Source organism: Pseudomonas sp. TE3786 (genome assembly GCF_054057335.1).
Map to the genome: position 1 here is coordinate 30724 of NZ_JBSRZF010000026.1, position 18322 is coordinate 49045.

General features: G+C 62.7%; 18 protein-coding genes. 11 read left to right on the top strand and 7 right to left on the bottom strand.

Annotation, left to right across the window (positions count from 1 at the left end; translation table 11 throughout):
* Positions 1–2: 2 nt before the first annotated feature.
* The gene (locus ACVW0Y_RS21755; RefSeq protein ID WP_457441183.1) at positions 3–488 is read right to left on the bottom strand and encodes an LEA type 2 family protein; all 486 of its coding nucleotides are present in this window, start codon (positions 486–488) and stop codon (positions 3–5) included.
* Positions 489–620: 132 nt separating this feature from the next.
* On the opposite strand from ACVW0Y_RS21755, the gene ACVW0Y_RS21760 reads away from it, so the two are divergent.
* Positions 621–1199, top strand: coding sequence for a hypothetical protein (locus ACVW0Y_RS21760; RefSeq protein ID WP_457441184.1), 579 nt, complete (start codon positions 621–623; stop codon positions 1197–1199).
* A 107-nt stretch (positions 1200–1306) separates the two neighbouring features.
* Here ACVW0Y_RS21760 and ACVW0Y_RS21765 read toward each other — a convergent pair whose 3' ends face one another.
* The gene (locus ACVW0Y_RS21765) at positions 1307–1795 is read right to left on the bottom strand and encodes a YchJ family protein (RefSeq protein WP_457441185.1); all 489 of its coding nucleotides are present in this window, start codon (positions 1793–1795) and stop codon (positions 1307–1309) included.
* Between the two features lie 5 nt (positions 1796–1800).
* A complete protein-coding gene (locus ACVW0Y_RS21770) occupies positions 1801–2298 on the bottom strand; it encodes a DUF6231 family protein (RefSeq protein WP_457441186.1) in 498 nt (165 codons plus the stop codon).
* Between the two features lie 131 nt (positions 2299–2429).
* Between ACVW0Y_RS21770 and ACVW0Y_RS21775 the strand changes: the two genes are divergently transcribed.
* The 4 genes from ACVW0Y_RS21775 (at position 2430) to ACVW0Y_RS21790 (ending at position 5203) form a co-directional block, all read left to right on the top strand.
* Positions 2430–3128, top strand: a complete 699-nt coding sequence (locus ACVW0Y_RS21775) for an OmpA family protein (RefSeq protein ID WP_457441187.1) — start codon at positions 2430–2432, stop codon at positions 3126–3128.
* Between the two features lie 109 nt (positions 3129–3237).
* Positions 3238–3897 (top strand): OmpA family protein, encoded by a 660-nt coding sequence (locus ACVW0Y_RS21780; protein WP_457441188.1) that lies wholly within the window; start codon positions 3238–3240, stop codon positions 3895–3897.
* 153 nt (positions 3898–4050) lie between these two features.
* A complete protein-coding gene (locus ACVW0Y_RS21785) occupies positions 4051–4431 on the top strand; it encodes a DUF1145 domain-containing protein (protein ID WP_457441189.1) in 381 nt (126 codons plus the stop codon).
* Entirely contained in the window at positions 4424–5203 is a 780-nt protein-coding gene (locus ACVW0Y_RS21790; protein WP_457441190.1) for a collagen-like protein, read from the top strand. Before ACVW0Y_RS21785 ends, ACVW0Y_RS21790 begins: the two co-directional genes overlap by 8 nt.
* A gap of 74 nt (positions 5204–5277) precedes the next feature.
* On the opposite strand, the gene ACVW0Y_RS21795 is transcribed toward ACVW0Y_RS21790, so the two are convergent.
* Positions 5278–5742 carry a CopD family protein gene (locus ACVW0Y_RS21795; protein ID WP_457441191.1) on the bottom strand — a complete coding sequence of 155 codons (465 nt, stop codon included), beginning with the start codon at positions 5740–5742 and terminating at the stop codon, positions 5278–5280.
* A gap of 100 nt (positions 5743–5842) precedes the next feature.
* Between ACVW0Y_RS21795 and dinG the strand changes: the two genes are divergently transcribed.
* The 6 genes from dinG (at position 5843) to ACVW0Y_RS21825 (ending at position 14227) form a co-directional block, all read left to right on the top strand.
* Entirely contained in the window at positions 5843–7987 is a 2145-nt protein-coding gene (gene dinG / locus ACVW0Y_RS21800; protein WP_457441192.1) for an ATP-dependent DNA helicase DinG, read from the top strand.
* A 59-nt stretch (positions 7988–8046) separates the two neighbouring features.
* Positions 8047–10548 carry a beta-agarase gene (locus ACVW0Y_RS21805; RefSeq protein WP_457441193.1) on the top strand — a complete coding sequence of 834 codons (2502 nt, stop codon included), beginning with the start codon at positions 8047–8049 and terminating at the stop codon, positions 10546–10548.
* A 104-nt stretch (positions 10549–10652) separates the two neighbouring features.
* Complete coding sequence (locus ACVW0Y_RS21810; protein WP_457441214.1) at positions 10653–11792, top strand: serine hydrolase domain-containing protein; 1140 nt, start codon at positions 10653–10655, stop codon at positions 11790–11792.
* A gap of 223 nt (positions 11793–12015) precedes the next feature.
* Entirely contained in the window at positions 12016–12963 is a 948-nt protein-coding gene (locus ACVW0Y_RS21815; RefSeq protein ID WP_457441194.1) for an OmpA family protein, read from the top strand.
* Between the two features lie 49 nt (positions 12964–13012).
* Positions 13013–13660, top strand: a complete 648-nt coding sequence (pdxH, locus tag ACVW0Y_RS21820) for a pyridoxamine 5'-phosphate oxidase (protein WP_457441195.1) — start codon at positions 13013–13015, stop codon at positions 13658–13660.
* A gap of 102 nt (positions 13661–13762) precedes the next feature.
* On the top strand, positions 13763–14227 hold the full coding sequence (locus ACVW0Y_RS21825; protein WP_457441196.1) for a glycine zipper 2TM domain-containing protein: 465 nt from the start codon (positions 13763–13765) through the stop codon (positions 14225–14227).
* Between the two features lie 116 nt (positions 14228–14343).
* Here the strand turns inward: ACVW0Y_RS21825 and ACVW0Y_RS21830 are convergent, their stop codons facing one another.
* From ACVW0Y_RS21830 to ACVW0Y_RS21840, 3 genes are all read right to left on the bottom strand, one after another.
* Positions 14344–15222, bottom strand: coding sequence for an urea transporter (locus ACVW0Y_RS21830; protein WP_457441197.1), 879 nt, complete (start codon positions 15220–15222; stop codon positions 14344–14346).
* A 322-nt stretch (positions 15223–15544) separates the two neighbouring features.
* Positions 15545–16975, bottom strand: coding sequence for a pyruvate kinase (pyk, locus tag ACVW0Y_RS21835; RefSeq protein ID WP_457441198.1), 1431 nt, complete (start codon positions 16973–16975; stop codon positions 15545–15547).
* A complete protein-coding gene (locus tag ACVW0Y_RS21840; RefSeq protein WP_457441199.1) occupies positions 16972–18246 on the bottom strand; it encodes a glycerate kinase type-2 family protein in 1275 nt (424 codons plus the stop codon). The genes pyk and ACVW0Y_RS21840 overlap by 4 nt, the downstream gene beginning before the upstream one ends.
* Between the last annotated feature and the right edge of the window lie 76 nt (positions 18247–18322).

The following is an 18322-nucleotide window of genomic DNA, read 5'->3' on the forward strand; positions in this document are numbered from 1 at the left end:
GGTTACTCCGGAATAAAATCGCCGGGAATTATCTCGCCATTTCGCTCCAGGTGCACGCTCGAGCCGAACAACACCCCGGTATCGGCTACGCCATAGAAGCGGTAGCGGATCGGCTGGTCGTGTTTTTCCAGCATTTTGGCGATGGGTTTGAGCTTGCCCCAGAGGTTGGTGCGCAGCGGAATCTTGATCCGCCGATGACCGTTGGCGGGCACTGTGGCCCAGACATCCGACTCGCCATCGGCCAGTTTGATGTCATTGAGGTAGAGGCTGAAGGTCAGGCCGCGGATGGGCAAGTCGCGGTCGTTGGGATTATCGATGCGCAGATGTAGCAGGAACTCCTGCTCCACCAGCTTGGCTTTGATCACCTCGACTTTCTGCAGCTGGATGCTCGGGTCTTGCAGATTGCCGGCAAACCACGAGCATCCACTCAAGCCCGAAACCAGGCCCAGCAGAACGATAAAGGCAAAATGGGTGGTGCACTGCCGCATCGACTTACTCCCTTGTCAGCCGAGTGTGTCCCAACCCGCAGCTTCCCGGCAACGTGTTGTTTATATAAAAAAATCTACGCCATACTTCAGACTGTGTGAAACCTTGGGCCTGACTCGGACAGGAGTGTGACGATGAGCCGCTACGAGATCGCTTTCTCTGGACAGCTGGTGCCCGGTGCCCAGTTGGACCTGGTGAAAGCCAATATGGCCAAACTGTTCCAGGCCGATGCCCAGCGCATTGCCTTGCTGTTTTCCGGCCGCCGTCTGGTGATCAAAAACAACCTGGACGAAGCTGCCGCAGAAAAGTACCGCGCCACCATCGAGCGAGCCGGTGCCGTGGTTGAAGTGTGCAATATGGATGTCGAGATCGAAGAGGTGGAGATGGCTCCGCCACCGCCTTACGAGCCGCCAGCGCCAGCGCCTGCTCCGGTTGCCGCACCGCTAGCGGCTGCCAGTAGCGCGGGTTCGCCCAAGCCGCTGGTGGTGGCACCCCGAGACGAATACATGGCTGCCTTCAGCGACGTGGAAGCACCCGATTTCGGTATTGCCCCGGTGGGTGTCGATCTGCAGGACGAGAAACCCGAACCGGTTGCGCCCAAGGTTGACCTCAGCCAGTTCAGCCTGGCTCCGGCCGGCAGCGATATGGGCCAGGCCAAAACCGCCCCGGCCGGCCCGCCGCCGGATATCTCGCACTTGAAATTGCAGGAATAAAAACAAGCCCGCGAAAGCGGGCTTTGTTTTTTGTGGGAGGGGCTTTAGCCGCGAGCTTTTAAGGTCAAGAGCTCGCGGCTGAAGCCCCTCCCACAGAAAGCATGGCGTTATACAAACCCCGCGCAACACTTCTTGAACTTCAATCCCCCACCACAGGGGCACGGGTCATTGCGCGTGGCCTTCAACGGCACGGTGCTGTCGATGAAGTACCAACGCCCGTCGATCTGCACAAATCCCGAACGCTCGCGGTGGGCATGCTCTCCGTTGTCGTCGTGCCAGCGTGCGGTAAAGGTGACGAAGGCGTGTTCCGGCTTGCCGCCATGCACTTCGGCACTTTCCACCTCCAACCCCAGCCAGGTGCTCTGGGCGCTCCATATCTGCATGGCGACGGTATCCAGATCGGCTTGCTGGGCGGGCAGGGTAGTGGCCTTGAGATAATCGATGCGGCCCAGCACATAAGCGCTGTAGCGCGAACGCATAAGGGTTTCCGCGCTCGGTGCCGGGGTGCCGTCGTGGTAATGGCCGCAGCAGGTGCTGAGCAGATTGCCGCTGCCGCAGGGGCAGGCGGCGTCGGCGGTTGTGTTTGTTGGGGGCATGGCGTCTACCACCAGTACTTACCGAAGTTTTCCGGGTTGGCCCAGAACTTGGCATTGAGCCAGTCGGGTACCTGTTTGTATTCACGCAGATCGTAGGTGAACAGGGTTAGCACCTGTTCGTCGCGCTTGAAGCGTTCGCTGGCTTGCAGGGCCAGGGCATACAGGTCGGTGTCGTGCAGGCCGCAGGCGGGCAGGTCGACCAGCACGGCCAGGCGGCTGGCATTCAGGTTGCGGATGCCGCCCAGCAGTTCCAGGCCGGTGCGTTTGGGCAGGTGTTCCAGGCAGTCGGCAATCAGGGCCAGGTCGAAACGTTGCGCTGCCAGTTCGGCGGGCAGCGGGCCGGCCGGGGCGACGGCGCAGACGCTGTCCGGGTGGGCCTGCTGGAAGGCCAGTACGGCCGGAAAGTCCACTGCACCCACCACCAACAGGCGCTTCGGTGCGTAACGGTCCAGAAGCGCTGCCACCGCCTGTTGCGGGGTGCGCGCAGAAAAGCTGTCGGTCATCGAAAATCCTCGAACATGAGCGACAAGCCTAGCTTGATGCAGCGATATGGCCTAGTGCTGGCGGATTCTAAAAGTGCCGTCTTTAATCCGAGAGTGTCGGTTTACGCCGATCCCCTGAGGAGAGTGTGCATATGAGCATTAAACGGACTGCGGTACCCCTGATTCTGTTGAGTACCTTGCTTACCGGCTGCGCCGGTTTACAGAAAAGCGATTGGCCAACCTGTGCAGCGGTTGGTGGTGTAGGTGGCGCCGCGTTGGGTGCCATTGAAAGTTCGTCCTGGGCTGGCTGGGGCGCCTTAGGTGGCGCGGCACTGGCCGCCGGGTATTGCTGGAGCCATGGTGATGGCGATGAAGACGGTGACGGCGTGCCAGATAGCCGTGACAAGTGCCCGGGCACTCCGCCAGGCACCAAAGTGGACGCCAATGGCTGCCCACCACCGGCTGTGGTCGAGGAGGTGCAAGAGCAAGTCGTAGTGGTTGAAGACGAAGTCATCGTGGTGCGCGATGTGTTGTTCGAATTCGACTCGGCCAAGCTCACTGCCACCGACAAAACCAAGCTCGACACCATTGCCACACGCCTGAAAAACGAAGCGCCGAATGCCAAGCTGACCGTTAGCGGGCATACCGACAGTGTCGGTGCCGACACCTACAACCAGAAACTTTCGGAACGCCGCGCGCAGTCTGTGGCGGACTATCTGGTGGCCAATGGCGTATCGCCGAACAACGTCGTAGACGTGGTCGGTGCAGGCGAAAGCACCCCAGTGGCGGACAACAAGACAGCCGATGGCCGTCAGCTGAACCGTCGCGTGGAAATCAAGATTCATCGTTAGTAGAACCGCTAGCCCCCGTGAATACTGCGCTGTACGCCTTGTGCGGCGCAGTTAGCGGGTCTTTACTCCTGAGTTACCGGCACTCGCCGGTGACTCAGGAGACTATAAAATGCCAACCTTATCCTTACGGGTAACGGTACCCATTCTTCTGGTCAGCAGTGTTCTATCTGGTTGCGTGTCGACGTCCAGTAACGGGGATGCCGTGGTCAATCAGGGGAACTGGCCCATTTGTACCGTTTTCGGTTTGATCTGCTATGCGCTGGACGGTGACGACGACTCCGATGGAGTGCATGACCGCCGTGATGTCTGCGCCGACACCCCCGCCAATACCCCGGTGAACAACAGTGGTTGTCCGCTGCCGCAATACCCTGCGGCCGCTCCCCCACCGCCACCTGAACCTGAACAGCCTGCTGTGCAGAACGAGACCATCGTGCTCAGCGATGCCGGCGATGTGCTGTTTGCGTTCGACTCGGCCGAGTTGAGCGAAAGCGCCAAAAGCGCTCTGGTGGAGATCGGCAAACGTCTGAGCGGTGCCAGCCTGGTGAGCGTGCAGGTAGCTGGGCATACCGACAGCAAAGGTTCGGATGCCTACAACCAGAAACTCTCGGAACGACGTGCGCAGAGCGTGTCGACCTTCCTTACCAGCCAGGGCATCCCGGCGAGCAAACTATCGGTCGTTGGCTACGGCGAAAGCCAGCCGGTGGCCGATAACAACACGGATGGCGGGCGGGCGCAGAACCGTCGGGTGGAGCTGCACGTCACTCGATAGGGGAAAAACCGCTAGGGCAATATCGTTGCAACAGGTAGTAAAACTCAGCGGAGGCCATGGGCCTCCGTTGTTTTTTGTTTGCCGCGCTGGTTTCGGTCACGCCCGAGAGGGTAAGGTGCGCGAGGAGTAAAAAATAATAAGGGGGAGGCTGGGATGAAGGTGTTTTTGCACGTGGGGAAAACCGCCGTGGCGGTGTTCTGGCTGCTGGTGCTGGTCAACCTGTTCAGCCCGCTGAACAAACCGGTGGATCTGTTGCTCGATGTGCTCGGTGGCCTGGTGCTGCTGGCCCATGTGCTGGAGCTGGGGATGTTCGGCAATCGCCTGCGCGGCCTGGAAAATCTCAACCTGCACCGCCTGCAGGTGCTGTTGTTTGGCATCTTTCATCTGTACGGCCTGGCCGAGCCAGAGGCCGCTGCTGTGCTGGACGCTGTCCCTGCGCCAATTGCCGAGCCGGTTGCCGAGCCGCCCGCTGTGCTCAGCGAAACCGCCGTGGTCGCCGCCCCCGACAGCGCTTCGGAGGTGCAGCATGCATAAGCCATTAGTCGCCGCATTTGCCCTGCCGCTGCTGTTGGTCAGCGCCTTGGCCCAGGCCGAGGTGCAAGTCTCGGTCGCCGCCAACTCCATGCTGCGCCTGCCCAACTCCACCAGCACCTTGCTGCTCGACCGCCTGCAAATTGCCGAGTCGGCCACCCTGGTGGTGCCGGCCTCGGTCACTGAAATTCGCGTGGGTAACCTGGAAATGGGCCGCGACGCGCATATCTCGATTGCCCCCGGCGGCGAACCGTTTCGCCTGCAAGCGCGGCATGCCGAACTGGCCACGGGCGTGCATATCAATGCCCGAGGGGCCAGCGGCAGCTTTGAAAAACCGGCCTCGCCCGGGCGTAACCTCAGTGTGCGGCTGGAACAGGCGCAGGTGGGCGAGCTGAGCGTGGATGTTCGCGGCGGCATCGGTGCCCCCGGTTACCAAGGCCTGGACGGTGCCGACGGCGAACCGGCCGGTTGCACCTGGGGCCAGGCCGGCGACGGCTACGATGGCCAGAATGGCGGCAACGGCCAGACCGGCGCGGCCGGTGGCCAGGTACGTTTCGAAGTGCCGGCTAACTTTCCGGCGGAGCTGCTGACGGTGAAAGTCGACGGCGGCGTCGGCGGTGCGGCGGGCGAGGCGGGTAAAGGCGGCCTGGGTGGTGCCTCGAAAGGCTGCGTGGTGTACCACGCTGCGGGTGCCAAGCCCGGGAAGCCGGGTCAGCCAGGGCAGCCGGGCGGCAATGGCAGCGCCGGCAGCTTCAATCTGGTCAGAATCCAGTAACGGCCAATCGCGGCTGAAACCGCTCCTACCGGAAACAGCGACCCTCTGTAGGAGCGGCTTGAGCCGCGATGCTTTTAAAAGCTCGCGCGCGTCGCCGCAACGGTGATGACGGCAATCCCGATCAACAAATTGAACCCCACCAAGCGTCGAATCTTGCCCAGTACCGCGCCACCCGCCGGCCAGTCTTCGCTGGCAATCGCACGTTTGAGCTCGGGCAGTAGCAGCGCCTGAATGCGGATAAACAGGGCGAGCATGGCCAGGTACAGGCCCATCATCACCTGCACATACTTGGGCGCTGTCTCGAAACCGCCAAAATGCAGCTGTAGCATGCCGACGCCGCTGATCGGCAACAACAGCACACAAACCCACACAAAAACAAAGAAGCGTGGAAACACTTCGCCCCACAAACGCAGGCGCGGCGGGGCTTCCAGGGCCGATACGGCGGCCGGGCGAAGCACCATCCAGGCGAAGAACATGCCCCCCACCCAGACAACGGCAGCCAAAACATGCAGGGCGTAGAGCAGGGCATAAACAGTCATTCACAATCTCCGGTCGGCGGTTGGCGAAACGCGCGCTATCATAGCCGCCCAGTTTGACCACTGAACATTTATCCCGCCCGCTCACCTCGCAGAACCCTCCGTGCTCAGTACCGAAATCAAGTCCCAGATCCAGGGCGCTTATTCCCGCTTTCTCGAAGCCAAAGGGCTGAAGCCTCGCTATGGCCAGCGCTTGATGATTGCCGAGATCGCCAAGGTACTGGGCACCATCAAGGTCGACGACGAAGGCCGGCGCAGCAGCGACCCGGCCGTGGTGGCGGTAGAGGCGGGCACCGGTACCGGCAAGACCGTGGCCTACAGCCTGGCGACCATTCCGCTGGCCAAGGCTGCCGGCAAACGCCTGGTGATCGCCACGGCCACCGTGGCCCTGCAAGAGCAGATCGTGTTCAAGGATCTGCCCGAGGTCATGCGCAACAGCGGTTTGAGTTTCACCTTCGCCCTGGCCAAGGGCCGCGGCCGTTACCTGTGTCTGTCCAAGCTCGACCTGCTGCTGCAGGAAGGCGAGTCGCAAAGCGCGACGGCGGCGTTGTTTGAAGAGGAAGGCTTCAAAATCGAAGTCGACCAGGGCAATCAGAAACTCTTTACCGAGATGGTCACCAAACTGGCCGGCAACAAGTGGGACGGTGACCGCGACAACTGGTCCGAGACCATCGACGATGCCGACTGGGCGCGTCTGACCACCGATCACAGCCAATGCACCAATCGCCATTGCCCGAACTTTCAGACCTGCGCTTTCTATAAAGCCCGCGAAGGCATGGGCAAGGTCGACGTGATCGTCACCAACCACGATATGGTCCTCGCCGACCTGGCTCTGGGCGGCGGTGCCGTGCTGCCGGACCCGCGCGATACCCTGTATGTGTTCGACGAAGGCCACCACCTGCCGGACAAGGCCATCGGCCATTTCGCCCACTTCACCCGTCTGCGCTCCACCGCCGACTGGCTGGAGCTGACGGCCAAGAACCTGACCAAACTGCTGGCGCAGAACGCCTTGCCCGGAGACCTCGGCCGGCTGATCGAGCAAGTACCGATCCTGGCCCGGGAAATCCGCACCCAGCAGCAATTTATGTTCAACGCCTGCGAGCAACTGGCCGACTTCAAGGCCGGTGAAGATATGGAAGGCCGCGAGCGTCCACGTCACCGCTTTATCGGCGGTGTGGTGCCCGAACACCTGACCGAGATGGGCCTGGAGCTGAAAAAAGGCTTCTCGCGCCTGACCGACCTGTTTACCGGCCTCACCGAACTGCTGAAAAAGTCCATGGATGGCGAAGCCACCATTGGCATTGCCAGCCACCAGGCCGAAGAGTGGTACCCGCTGTTCGGCAGCTTGCTGGCCCGCGCGCAGAACAACTGGGAACTGTGGCTGGCCTTTACCGCCGAAGATCCGGAGGAAAGCCCGCCGATGGCGCGTTGGCTGACCCTGGCCGAGGGCGGTGCGATGTTCGATATCGAGGTGAATGCCAGCCCGATCCTGGCCGCCGAAACCCTGCGGCGCAGCCTGTGGAATGTCGCGTATGGCGCGTTGGTGACTTCAGCCACCTTGACCGCGCTGGGCACTTTCGACCGTTTTCGCATGCGCGCCGGCTTGCCGAAAGTGGCGGTCACTGCCGTGGTGCCGAGCCCCTTCCAACATGCCGATGCCGGTGTACTGCGGGTGCCCGACCTGAAAGCCGACCCCCGCGATGCCACGGCCCATACGGCGGCGATCATCCGCGAGCTGCCCGGCCTGGTCGAAGGCTCGCGCGGCACCCTGGTGCTGTTCTCTTCGCGCAAACAGATGCAGGACGTGTTCGACGGCCTGGAGCGCGACTGGCGCAAGCGTGTATTTATTCAGGGCAATCTGTCCAAGCAGGAAACCCTCAACAAGCACAAGGCCCGCGTCGATGATGGCGAGGCCAGCGTATTGTTCGGCCTGGCCAGTTTTGCCGAAGGAGTGGATTTGCCCGGCGCTTACTGCGAACACGTAGTGATCGCCAAGATTCCCTTTGCCGTGCCGGATGATCCGGTGGAAGCGGCCCTCGCCGAATGGATCGAGGCCCGTGGTGGCAACCCGTTTATGGAAATCGCCGTGCCGGATGCTTCACTGCGTCTGGTGCAGGCTTGCGGTCGCCTGCTGCGCACCGAGGCTGATCGCGGCACTATTACGCTTTTGGATCGACGCGTTGTTACCCAACGCTACGGCAAGGCCATTCTCAATGCCTTGCCGCCGTTTCGCCGAGAAATTACTTAAGACAGCATCAATCCAGATGTCCGCTGTCTATTGGCTGGTTGTTTAGGAGAGCCTGTCACATGATTCGCCGTTCACTGCCCGGTATTTTCGCCTTGATGGTTGCAGCGCCCCCCCTGGCGCTGGCCGCCGAGCAACAGACGCTGTTCAACTTCGTCAGCCCCGCCGATGTGGTGCAGGTGCAGACGCAGAACACCAGCCTGCCTTCGCTGACCGCCGAACTGGCCGCCGAAAGCGAGCCGATGCGGCGGGTGACTTTCAACCCGTCCGATAATCCCAACTTGCGTCTGACCCCGCAGAACGGTGTGTGGGATTGGTCGAAAGCCAATGTCATGACCTTGCGTATCCAGAACGCCATGGATTGGGCCTTGACCCTCGATATCCGTATGGAAAGCAGCGACGGCAAGGTGCTCACCAGCCGTATCGCGCTGCCGGCCGGCCCGGCGCAGAACCTGCTGATTCCTTTGCACGCCACCTCGCCACGAACCCAGGGCATGCGTGCTGGTCCGGCAATGCCGTGGACCGTCGAGGGTCAGCGGGTGATTCTCGCCGATACCGTGGAGGGCGACCTGGACCTCAGCAAGGTCACCGCCGTGGGTATCTATATGAGCCGTCCGGATGTGCCGCAGAGCATTCTGCTCGGCCGCTTCGGTGTGCGTGAAGGCGATGAAACCCAACAGCAGCTGTTCACCGGCATCGTCGACGCCTATGGCCAGTACACCCGCAGCCAGTGGCCGGAAAAGGTCGCCAGCGACGAGCAACTGAAAGCCGCCGCTGCCAAGGAAGCCGGCCAGCTCAAGGGCTGGCTGGAAAAACGCACGGCCACCGACCAATACGGCGGCCTGCTGGGCGGCCCGACCTTCGAAGCCTCGGGTTTCTTCCGTACGGAAAAGCGTGATGGCCGTTGGTTCCTGGTGACCCCGGAAGGCCACCCGTTCTATTCGCTGGGGGTTAACACCGTCAGCGCCGGCAACAGCGCCACTTATGTTGAAGGCCGGGAAAGCATGTTCACCGGTCTGCCTAAAGACGGCGAGCCGCTGGCGGCCTACTACGGTGGCAGCAGCAGCCGCGCCAACACCGGTGCCGCCAAGGGCCGCAACTTCGACCAGGGGCGCTGGTTCGATTTCTACCGCGCCAACCTGCAACGTACCTGGCCGGAGCAAAAATGCGCCGACCTGGCGGACAAGAGCAGCGCCCAGGTGGTCAGCGATGACGAAAGCGAAGCGAGCACCGACGAAGCCGCCAAGCCGGCCGCCAGCGCCACGCCGACGCCAGCCGTAGCGGCCAAACCGGCCGTGGCCGAAGAAATGTGCGTGACCAAGAGCTTCGATACCCAGCGCTGGACCCAGAACACCCTGGACCGCCTGCAAGCCTGGGGCTTCAACACTGTCGGCAACTGGAGCGACCCGTCGCTGGCCGCCGCCAAACGCATGCCGTACACCTTGCCGCTGTCCATCAGTGGCGACTACAAAACCATCAGCACCGGCGTCGATTGGTGGGGCGGTATGCCTGATCCGTTCGACCCGCGCTTTGCCATGGCCGCCGAGCGCGCCGTGGCCATCGCCACCCGCGATCACCGCGACGACCCTTGGTTGGTCGGTTTCTTCGCCGACAACGAACTGGCCTGGGCCGGTCCGGCCAATGACCCCAATGCGCGCTACGCCCTGGCATATGGCACCTTGAACCTGACCACCGACGTGCCGGCCAAACGCGCCTTCCTGAAAATGCTGCGGGACAAGTACCGCAACCAGGACGGCCTGTCCAAAGCCTGGGGTATCGAACTGCCGGCCTGGGAACTGATGGAGGACCCGGGCTTCCAGGCACCACGTCCGAACCCTGAGCACCCGGCCATCGAAGCCGACATGCAGCAGTTCCAGCGTCTGTTCGCCGATACCTACTTCAAGACCATCGACGATGCCCTCAACTGGCACGCGCCGAACCATCTGCTGCTGGGTGGCCGTTTCGCCGCCAGCAACCCGGAAGCCGTGGCGTCCTGCGCCCAGTACTGCGACGTGCTGAGCTTCAACTTCTATACCAAGGAACCGCAGCACGGTTATGACTTCGCCGCGCTGAAGGCCCTGGACAAGCCAGTGATGGTCACCGAATTCCACTTCGGTTCGCGCGACCGCGGCCCGTTCTGGGGTGGCGTCAGCGAGGTGTACAACGAAGAGCAGCGTGGCCCGGCCTACGCGCACTTTGTTGAGGAAGCGGCGAAGGAGCCGATGATCGTCGGCACCCACCTGTTCCAATTCCTCGACCAACCGGTAACCGGTCGCCTGCTGGACGGCGAAAACGGCCACTTCGGTCTGGTGGCGATCACCGACCGGCCGTTCGATGGCTTCGTCAAAGCCGTGCGCATAGCCAACACCGAGGCCCTGCAAGCGGTACTCAAGCCTGTGGTTGCTGCAGCGCCTGCCGAAGCGGCCAAGCCCGATGGCGGCAAAGGCGGCGAAGGTAAGGGCGAAGGCAAGGGCAAAGGCGGCGAAGGCAAAGGCGGTCCAGGTGGCGCTGCCGGAGCTGGCCATGGTGGTCCTGGCGGTGGTGCCGGCGGTAGCCGCAGCTAAGGCTGCGCCGATTTTTCGGATGGTTTCCTGCGCGTGATGGGCAGCGGCAAACTGCCCATCCGCTAAGTCCTTTGTCCTGGCCCAAGGAGTTGAACGTGCAGCAAGTGCAAGGCTATTTCGATATCCAGTTCGAGACCGTCAAAGAGGCCTTTGCGGCCCTGTTCGATGACGCTCAGGAGCGCGGTGGCGCTCTGTGCATCCAGATCGACGGCGAGACCGTGATCGACATCTGGTGCGGTACCGCCGACAAGGCCGGCGAGCAGGCCTGGAATACCGACACCATCGCCAACCTGTTTTCCTGCACCAAGACCTTTACCGCTGTCGCCGCCCTGCAATTAGTGGGCGAGGGCAAGCTGGCCCTGGATGCACCGGTAGCCTCGGTGTGGCCGGAATTCGCCGCTGCCGGTAAAGAAAAGATCACCCTGCGCCAACTGCTCAGCCACCGTGCCGGTCTGCCGGCCGTGCGTGCCATGCTGCCGCCCGAAGCGCTGTACCAGTGGGACACCATGACCGCGGCGCTGGCCGCCGAATCGCCGTGGTGGACGCCCGGTGAAGGCCATGGTTACGCAGCCATCACCTATGGCTGGCTGGTGGGCGAGTTGCTACGGCGGGTCGAGGGCAAGGGGCCGGGCGAATCCATCGTGGCCCGTACCGCTCAGCCGTTGGGCCTGGATTTCCATATCGGCCTGGCCGATCAGGAGTTCTACCGGGTCAGCGAGATTTCCCGCGCCAAGGGCAACTTCGGCGATGCCTCGGCGCAACGCCTGCTGAAAACCATGATGAGCGAGCCGGCCTCCATGAGCACCCGCGCGTTCGCCAACCCGCCGTCGATCATGACCAGTACCAACAAACCGGAATGGCGGCGTATGCAGCAGCCGGCGGCCAACGGCCACGGCAACGCACGCAGCCTGGCGGGCTTCTATACCGGCCTGCTCAAAGGCCAGTTGCTCGACAGCGAACTGCTGGCCGAACTGACCCGCGAGCACAGCGTGGGCGAAGACAAGACCCTGCTCACCCAAACCCGCTTCGGCCTGGGTTGCATGCTCGACCAACCGGATGTGCCGAACGGCACCTATGGCATGGGGCCACGTGCCTTTGGTCATCCCGGTGCCGGCGGTTCTATCGGCTTTGCCGATCCTGAGTGTAAGGTGGCTTTCGGCTTCGTCACCAACACCCTGGGGCCCTACGTGTTGATGGACCCACGGGCGCAGAAGTTGGCGCGCACCTTGGCTGCTTGCCTATAGTTTTTACCCAAGGTTTCCACCGAAGTTGCCACATTGGGGGCGGGTACGACGAAAATTGCAGGTCGTGCTCGTCAATTGTGATCATCTTTGCCGCTGCACCGTTGCCATGGCTGCCCGTCAGAAGCAGCCAGCTACGCGAACCGCTCCCGGCCATAGCGCTTTCCCAAGCAGAGAGCGTGGGCCGCCTGGTTCTTGAGCTTATTTTTTTGTGTTTGAGGTTTCCATGTTTCCTATCAAGTCTGCTGCTGCCCTGGCACTGTGCGTCGCGCTTGCCGCGTGCTCTTCCACCCCTGAATCTTCCACTGCTCCGGTCGCCGGCGCTCCTGTCGCCAGCGCAGCCAAGCCGGAATCCGGCGGCCATTGGTGGTGGCCATTTGGCGATGACAAGGTCGAGGCCAAGGCTGCGGTGCCGATGCCCGATCCGAAAATCACCCAGGCCTGGATGGATCAATACGAGCCGCGTCTGCGCGAAGCCCTGGATGGCAGCAAGTTCCAACTGGAGCGCCGGGAAAATCTGCTGGTGGTCTCCGCCCCGGTGGACTCCACCTTCAACCCCGACCGCCCAAGCATGCTGATGCCGGTCACCCTCGGGCCGATTACCCGCGTCGCCAAGCTGGTGGAAAACGACAAACAAGTGGCCGTGCTGATTCTTGGCCATGCCGACCCTAGCGGTGAAGAGGCGCGTAATCGCGAACTGAGCCTGGAACGTGCCCGTGCCGTGACCGCGATCTTCCGCTTGAGCGGTCTGAAAAATGATCGTCTGATGGTGCGGGGTTTCGGTTCGGTACTGCCGCGCGCGGCCAACGACAGCCCGGAAGGTCGTGCCCTCAACCGCCGCGTGGAAATCATGCTGACCCCGCAGGACACCATGAGTGCGCTGCTGGCCAAGTACAACCAGCCGGCACCGGTACCTGCGGCACAGACCCTGGTGAGTAACGACCCGGTGCCAGCCGTCAAACCGGCGGCTAAAGCGGCGACCAAGCCAGCGGCCAAGCCGGTGGCGAAAAAAGCCGCGGCCAAACCTGTAGTCGCGGCGAAGAAACCGGCGGCCAAACCGGCAACCAGCAAACCCGCTGCAGCGAAGCCAACTGCCGAGAAATCGACCGGGGTCAAAGTGGCGCAAACCAATTCGGCGCAGTCTACGGACAAGGTCGCCGAAGTGAAAAACTGAGCCTGGCGGCTTACCGTACATAAAAACTGCGTGCTCAAGGAGCTGCGTGATGACCGCCAACCTCGCCGATATGCGTCGAGACTACACCCGCGACGGGCTCACCGAGGCCAATGCCCCGGCCGAGCCCCTGGCCCTGTTCCAGCAATGGTTTGCCGATGCGCGCAGCACCGAGCAGCTGCCGGTGGAAGCCAATGCCATGACCCTGGCTACCGTGGACGCCGAAGGGCGTCCGCATTGCCGCGTGCTACTGCTCAAGAGCCTGGATGCCCAGGGGTTTACCTTCTTTACCAACTACGACAGTGCCAAGGGCGAGCAGCTGGCGGCGCGTCCGTTCGCCGCGATGACCTTCTTCTGGCCGGCGCTGGAGCGTCAGGTGCGCATCGAAGGGCGGGTGGAGAAGGTCAGTGCCGCGGAATCCGACGAGTATTTCCAGGTGCGCCCGCTGGGCAGCCGCCTGGGGGCCTGGGCTTCGCCGCAAAGCCAGGTGATCGCCGACCGGGCCGAGCTGGAAGGCCTGCTGGCCGACACCGAACGGCGCTTTCTCGACCAGGCACCGACCTGCCCGCCACACTGGGGTGGTTACCGTTTGCTGCCGGAGCGCATCGAGTTCTGGCAGGGCCGCGCCAGCCGCCTGCACGACCGCTTGAACTATCGTCTGGATAACGGCCATTGGTTGCGCGAGCGTTTGGCACCCTGATCGGCACCGTTTGGCTTAAGCCGGAATTATTCTTGTGTGGCGGCCGTGACAGTAGCCTGAACGGCACTGTCTAATAGCCCGTCATCTCCCGGAGGTACCGTTATGCGTAAGTCTGTTTTATTGGTCGCATCCTTTACTGTGGCGGCGCTGGCTTTGACCGGTTGCCAGTCCAGCCTGACGGGCGACAGCTATTCCCGCGACGAAGCGCGCACCGTGCAAACCGTGCGTATGGGCACCATCGAATCGCTGCGTCCGGTGAAAATCGAAGGCACCAAAACCCCGATTGGTACGGTTGCCGGTGCGGCAGTCGGTGGGGTAGCGGGTAGCACTGTCGGTGGCGGCAAGGGCAGCATCGTCGCCGCGGTGATTGGTGCGGTAGCCGGTGGCCTGCTGGGCTCGGCCACGGAAGAAGGCCTGACCCGTACACAGGGCGTGGAAATCACCGTACGGGAAGACGACGGCAGCATGCGGGCCTATGTGCAGGAAGTGCAGGAAAACGAGATTTTCCGCGTAGGCGAGCGGGTTCGCATCATGAGCGTGAACGGCACCAGCCGCGTAGCGCACTGATTTTTCCCCGTGGTAAAAAAGCCGGCCTCAGGGTCGGCTTTTTTGTGGGTGGGAAGTATCGCGGCTAAAGCCGCTCCTACGGCCGGCAGCCTCCGTAGCAGCGGCTTCAGCCGCGATCATTTGTGAGCCGGGCGCGACTCTTCCGCCCCACGCTGCAACGTCCGGTGCGTCGCCTGCACCAACCAGCACGCGAGAATAAACGGTGCCGTCAGTTCTGGCAGCGCAAACGCGGCAAACCCAGGCTGCAAGAGCAGGGCGAGCAGAATGCCGAGCAGAATCACCAGTGAGTTGCGGTACACCTGGCTAAGGGCGATCCCCACCAGCGCGCCGTTGTAGCCATACAAGCCGTTCAGGGCATGGTCCGTCGCCCAGCCTTGTTGCAGCGCCAACCCCAGCCCCACTGCCGAGCCCGCCACCGCCCAGAGTGCGGCGCGGCGACTAGCGAGAAACAGCCCGGCCAGCAGGATAGCGCCGGCCAGGGGCTCACCGAGAAATATCACCTGACCGACACCGCGCAGCAGCGCCGCGCCAATGCCGGGCGCATCGAGGCTCAGTGCCGCGCTCGGCCACAGCTGCAACGGTGACGCCAGGCTGAGCAGCAACCAACTCAAGCCTACAAACGGCGCGGTAAACGCCGGCAGCCATTGGCGGTGCCGATTGCCGCGCATCAACCGGTTGAGCACCAGGCTGGAAGCGCCGGCACTGGCGATGATCAGCAGCGGCAGCGCGGCCGACCAGGCGAAACCATGGCATAGCATCAGGCCCAGCAGCACACCGTTGTAGCTGTACAGCCCGGCGTCGATATCGGCTTGGGCATAGCCACGGCGTCGCGCCACCAGGGCAGCGGTAAGGCCGCCGAGCAAAGCGCCACCGAGCAGGTCGGGTGCGCTGACAGCGATGGCCAGCAGCACCAATGCACCGAACAGGGCGTGTTGCTGGAGAAAGATCTGGCTGCAGCCGTTGAGCAGGGCTTTGCCGTAGGTGAATTGGGTCATAACACATTCAGTGGCGTGGTCATGGGACCAATGTGGGAGGGGCCTCAGCCGCGATGCTTTTAAGATCAAGGACATCGCGGCTGAAGCCCCTCCCACAGACAGTCCGCCGACTTACAAATAAAAAAAGGCGCCCAACGAGGGCACGAAGGACGCCTAACTGGCATGAACCAGATGGGATATGGGTGTTCCTGTCCGGCTTCCGGGGCTAAGGCCATGCTGCGTTGAGACCCTGTGTGCGCTGCTCACGTAGTGGACTACGCTGCGCTGCTCCGCAGGGTCTCGCCTTGCCTGGCCTTAGCCCCGAAACCCTCAGTTCTACGGATTACAGGAGCGTTTCAATCCGCAGGCTATTGGTGGTGCCGGATTGCCCAAACGGCATTCCCGCGGTAATTACCACCGTGTCACCACGCTTGGCCATGTTCTGCGCCTGGGCGATTTCCAATGCGGTGCTGGTGATTTCATCGACCTTGCTCAGGCGCGCGTTGACCACTGAGTACACACCCCAGGCCACGCTCAGGCGGCGGGCGGTCTGGATATTCGGGGTCAGGCTGAGGATCGGCGCCTTCGGCCGCTCCCGCGAGGCGCGCAGGCTGGAGCTGCCCGATTCGGTGTAGTTGACCAACGCCGCCACCGGCAGAATGCCGCTGATCCGCCGAATCGCGCAGCTGATGGCGTCCGAGGCGGTGGCTTCTGCTTGCGGACGGCTGACGTCGAGCTGGGCCTGGAAGTCCGGGCCGTTTTCCACCTGACGGATGATCTTGCTCATCATGCTCACGGCTTCCAGCGGGTAGTCGCCGGAGGCGGTTTCCGCCGACAGCATCACCGCATCCGTGCCCTCGGCCACGGCATTGGCGACGTCGGTCACTTCGGCACGGGTCGGGGCCGGGGAGAAGCGCATGGATTCGAGCATCTGCGTGGCCACCACCACCGGTTTACCCAGTTGGCGACAGGTGCGGATGATGTCTTTCTGAATGCGCGGCACGTTCTCGGCCGGCACTTCCACGCCCAGATCGCCACGGGCGACCATGATCGCGTCGCACAGGCGAGCGATTTCTTCCAGGTGCTGCACGGCTGAGGGCTTCTCGATCTTGGCCATCAAAAAGGCTTTGCCTTGAATCAGCTCGCGGGCTTCGATGATGTCTTCCGGGCGTTGCACGAAGGACAGCGCCACCCAGTCCACGCCCAGCTGCAGGCCGAAGTCGAGGTCGATGCGGTCTTTAGTCGTCAGCGGGCTCAGTTGCAGCACGGCCTCGGGCACGTTCACACCCTTGCGGTCGGACAGCTCGCCGCCAGCGCTTACCAGGGTGTCGACCCCGGTGTTTTGCTTACGGGTCACTTCCAGGCGCAGGCGGCCATCGTCCAGCAGCAGGCTCATGCCTGGCTCCAGCGCCTCGATGATCTCCGGGTGCGGCAGGTTGACCCGGCGCTCATCGCCCGGGGTGCTGTCCAGATCCAGGCGAAAGGCTTGACCACGGCTGAGGGTGACCTTGCCTTGAGCGAACTTGCCCACCCGCAGTTTCGGGCCTTGCAGGTCCATGAGAATGCCGATCGGGGTGTTCAGCTGACGCTCGACTTCACGCACCCACTGGTAGCGCGTGGCGTGGTCAGCATGTTCGCCGTGGCTGAAGTTCAGGCGGAACAGGTTGACCCCGGCTTCCACCAGATGACGCACGTCGTCCACGCCTTTGACGGCTGGGCCGAGGGTGGCGAGGATTTTTACTTTTTTGTCGGCTTTAGGTGTTTGGAGGCTCATTGGGCAGGCTTCTCAAGAATCAGAATGGCGCGAAAATCGTTGACGTTGGTCCGCGTCGGGCCGGTGACGATCAGCTCGTCCAGGGCCGCGAAGTAGCCATAGCCATTGTTGTTATCCAGCTCATCGCTGGCGCTCAGCTTCAGCGCGGCGGCGCGGCTGTAGCTGCTCGGCGTCATCAGCGCGCCGGCATTGTCTTCGGAGCCGTCGATGCCATCGGTGTCGCCAGCCAGGGCGTACACATCCGGCAGGCCTTTGAGGCTTTCGGTGAGGCTCAGCAGGAATTCGGCATTGCGCCCGCCACGGCCCTTGCCGCGCACGGTGACAGTGGTTTCACCGCCCGACAGAATCACGCACGGCGGTTTGATCGGCTGGCCATGCAGCTGAATCTGCCGGGCAATGCCGGCATGTACCTTGGCCACTTCCCGCGACTCGCCTTCCAGATCGCCGAGGATCAGGGTTGGCAAACCGGCGGCATGCGCTTTGGCGGCGGCAGCGTCCAGCGATTGCTGCGGGGTGGCGATCAGTTGGAAGTGGCTGCGGGCCAGGCACGGGTCGCCCGGTTTTACCGTTTCCGATTCTGCGCTGTTCAGCCAGGCGCGCACGTTGGCGGGAATCTCGATGGCGTAGCGGGCCAGAATCGCCAGGGCCTGCTGCGAGGTGGTCGGGTCGGCAACGGTGGGGCCGGAGGCGATAACGGTGGCTTCATCGCCTGGCACATCGGAAATGGCGTAGGTGTACACGCTGGCCGGCCAACTGGCTTTGGCCAGACGCCCGCCCTTGATGGCCGAGAGGTGCTTACGCACGCAATTCATCTCGGCAATGCTGGCACCGGATTTGAGCAGGGCTTTGTTGATCGCCTGTTTGTCCTGCAGGCTGATGCCGGCAGCGGGCAGGGCGAGCAAGGAAGAACCACCGCCGGAGAGCAGAAAGATCACCCGGTCGCTTTCATCCAGGTTGCTGACCAGCTCCAGTACACGACGGGCCACACGCTCGCCGGCATCGTCCGGCACCGGATGGGCGGCTTCCACCACTTCGATCTTCTGGCAGTTGGCACCGTGCTCGTAACGGGTCACTACCAGGCCGCAGATCTCGCCCTGCCATTCGCGCTCCACCACTTCGGCCATGGCCGCGGCAGCCTTGCCGGCACCGATCACAATCAGCCGGCCGCTGCGCTCGGCAGGCAGATGGTCGGCCAGCACCTGGCGCGGGTGGGCGGCGTCGATGGCCGTAGCGAACAGGTCGCGCAGCAGGGTTTTCGGGTCGAAGGTCATCAGGCTGACTCCAGCTGTTTCTTGTTATGGGGGCAGATCGATTGCAGTCCGCAAACCTCAACGGGGAGGGCTGTGG

Coding starts and splice junctions, on each gene's coding strand:
- ACVW0Y_RS21755 (WP_457441183.1), bottom strand. CDS start 488: ATGCGGCAGTGCACCACCCATTTTGCCTTTATCGTTCTGCTGGGCCTG.
- ACVW0Y_RS21760 (WP_457441184.1), top strand. CDS start 621: ATGAGCCGCTACGAGATCGCTTTCTCTGGACAGCTGGTGCCCGGTGCC.
- ACVW0Y_RS21765 (WP_457441185.1), bottom strand. CDS start 1,795: ATGCCCCCAACAAACACAACCGCCGACGCCGCCTGCCCCTGCGGCAGC.
- ACVW0Y_RS21770 (WP_457441186.1), bottom strand. CDS start 2,298: ATGACCGACAGCTTTTCTGCGCGCACCCCGCAACAGGCGGTGGCAGCG.
- ACVW0Y_RS21775 (WP_457441187.1), top strand. CDS start 2,430: ATGAGCATTAAACGGACTGCGGTACCCCTGATTCTGTTGAGTACCTTG.
- ACVW0Y_RS21780 (WP_457441188.1), top strand. CDS start 3,238: ATGCCAACCTTATCCTTACGGGTAACGGTACCCATTCTTCTGGTCAGC.
- ACVW0Y_RS21785 (WP_457441189.1), top strand. CDS start 4,051: ATGAAGGTGTTTTTGCACGTGGGGAAAACCGCCGTGGCGGTGTTCTGG.
- ACVW0Y_RS21790 (WP_457441190.1), top strand. CDS start 4,424: ATGCATAAGCCATTAGTCGCCGCATTTGCCCTGCCGCTGCTGTTGGTC.
- ACVW0Y_RS21795 (WP_457441191.1), bottom strand. CDS start 5,742: ATGACTGTTTATGCCCTGCTCTACGCCCTGCATGTTTTGGCTGCCGTT.
- ACVW0Y_RS21805 (WP_457441193.1), top strand. CDS start 8,047: ATGATTCGCCGTTCACTGCCCGGTATTTTCGCCTTGATGGTTGCAGCG.
- ACVW0Y_RS21815 (WP_457441194.1), top strand. CDS start 12,016: ATGTTTCCTATCAAGTCTGCTGCTGCCCTGGCACTGTGCGTCGCGCTT.
- pdxH (WP_457441195.1), top strand. CDS start 13,013: ATGACCGCCAACCTCGCCGATATGCGTCGAGACTACACCCGCGACGGG.
- ACVW0Y_RS21825 (WP_457441196.1), top strand. CDS start 13,763: ATGCGTAAGTCTGTTTTATTGGTCGCATCCTTTACTGTGGCGGCGCTG.
- ACVW0Y_RS21830 (WP_457441197.1), bottom strand. CDS start 15,222: ATGACCCAATTCACCTACGGCAAAGCCCTGCTCAACGGCTGCAGCCAG.
- pyk (WP_457441198.1), bottom strand. CDS start 16,975: ATGAGCCTCCAAACACCTAAAGCCGACAAAAAAGTAAAAATCCTCGCC.
- ACVW0Y_RS21840 (WP_457441199.1), bottom strand. CDS start 18,246: ATGACCTTCGACCCGAAAACCCTGCTGCGCGACCTGTTCGCTACGGCC.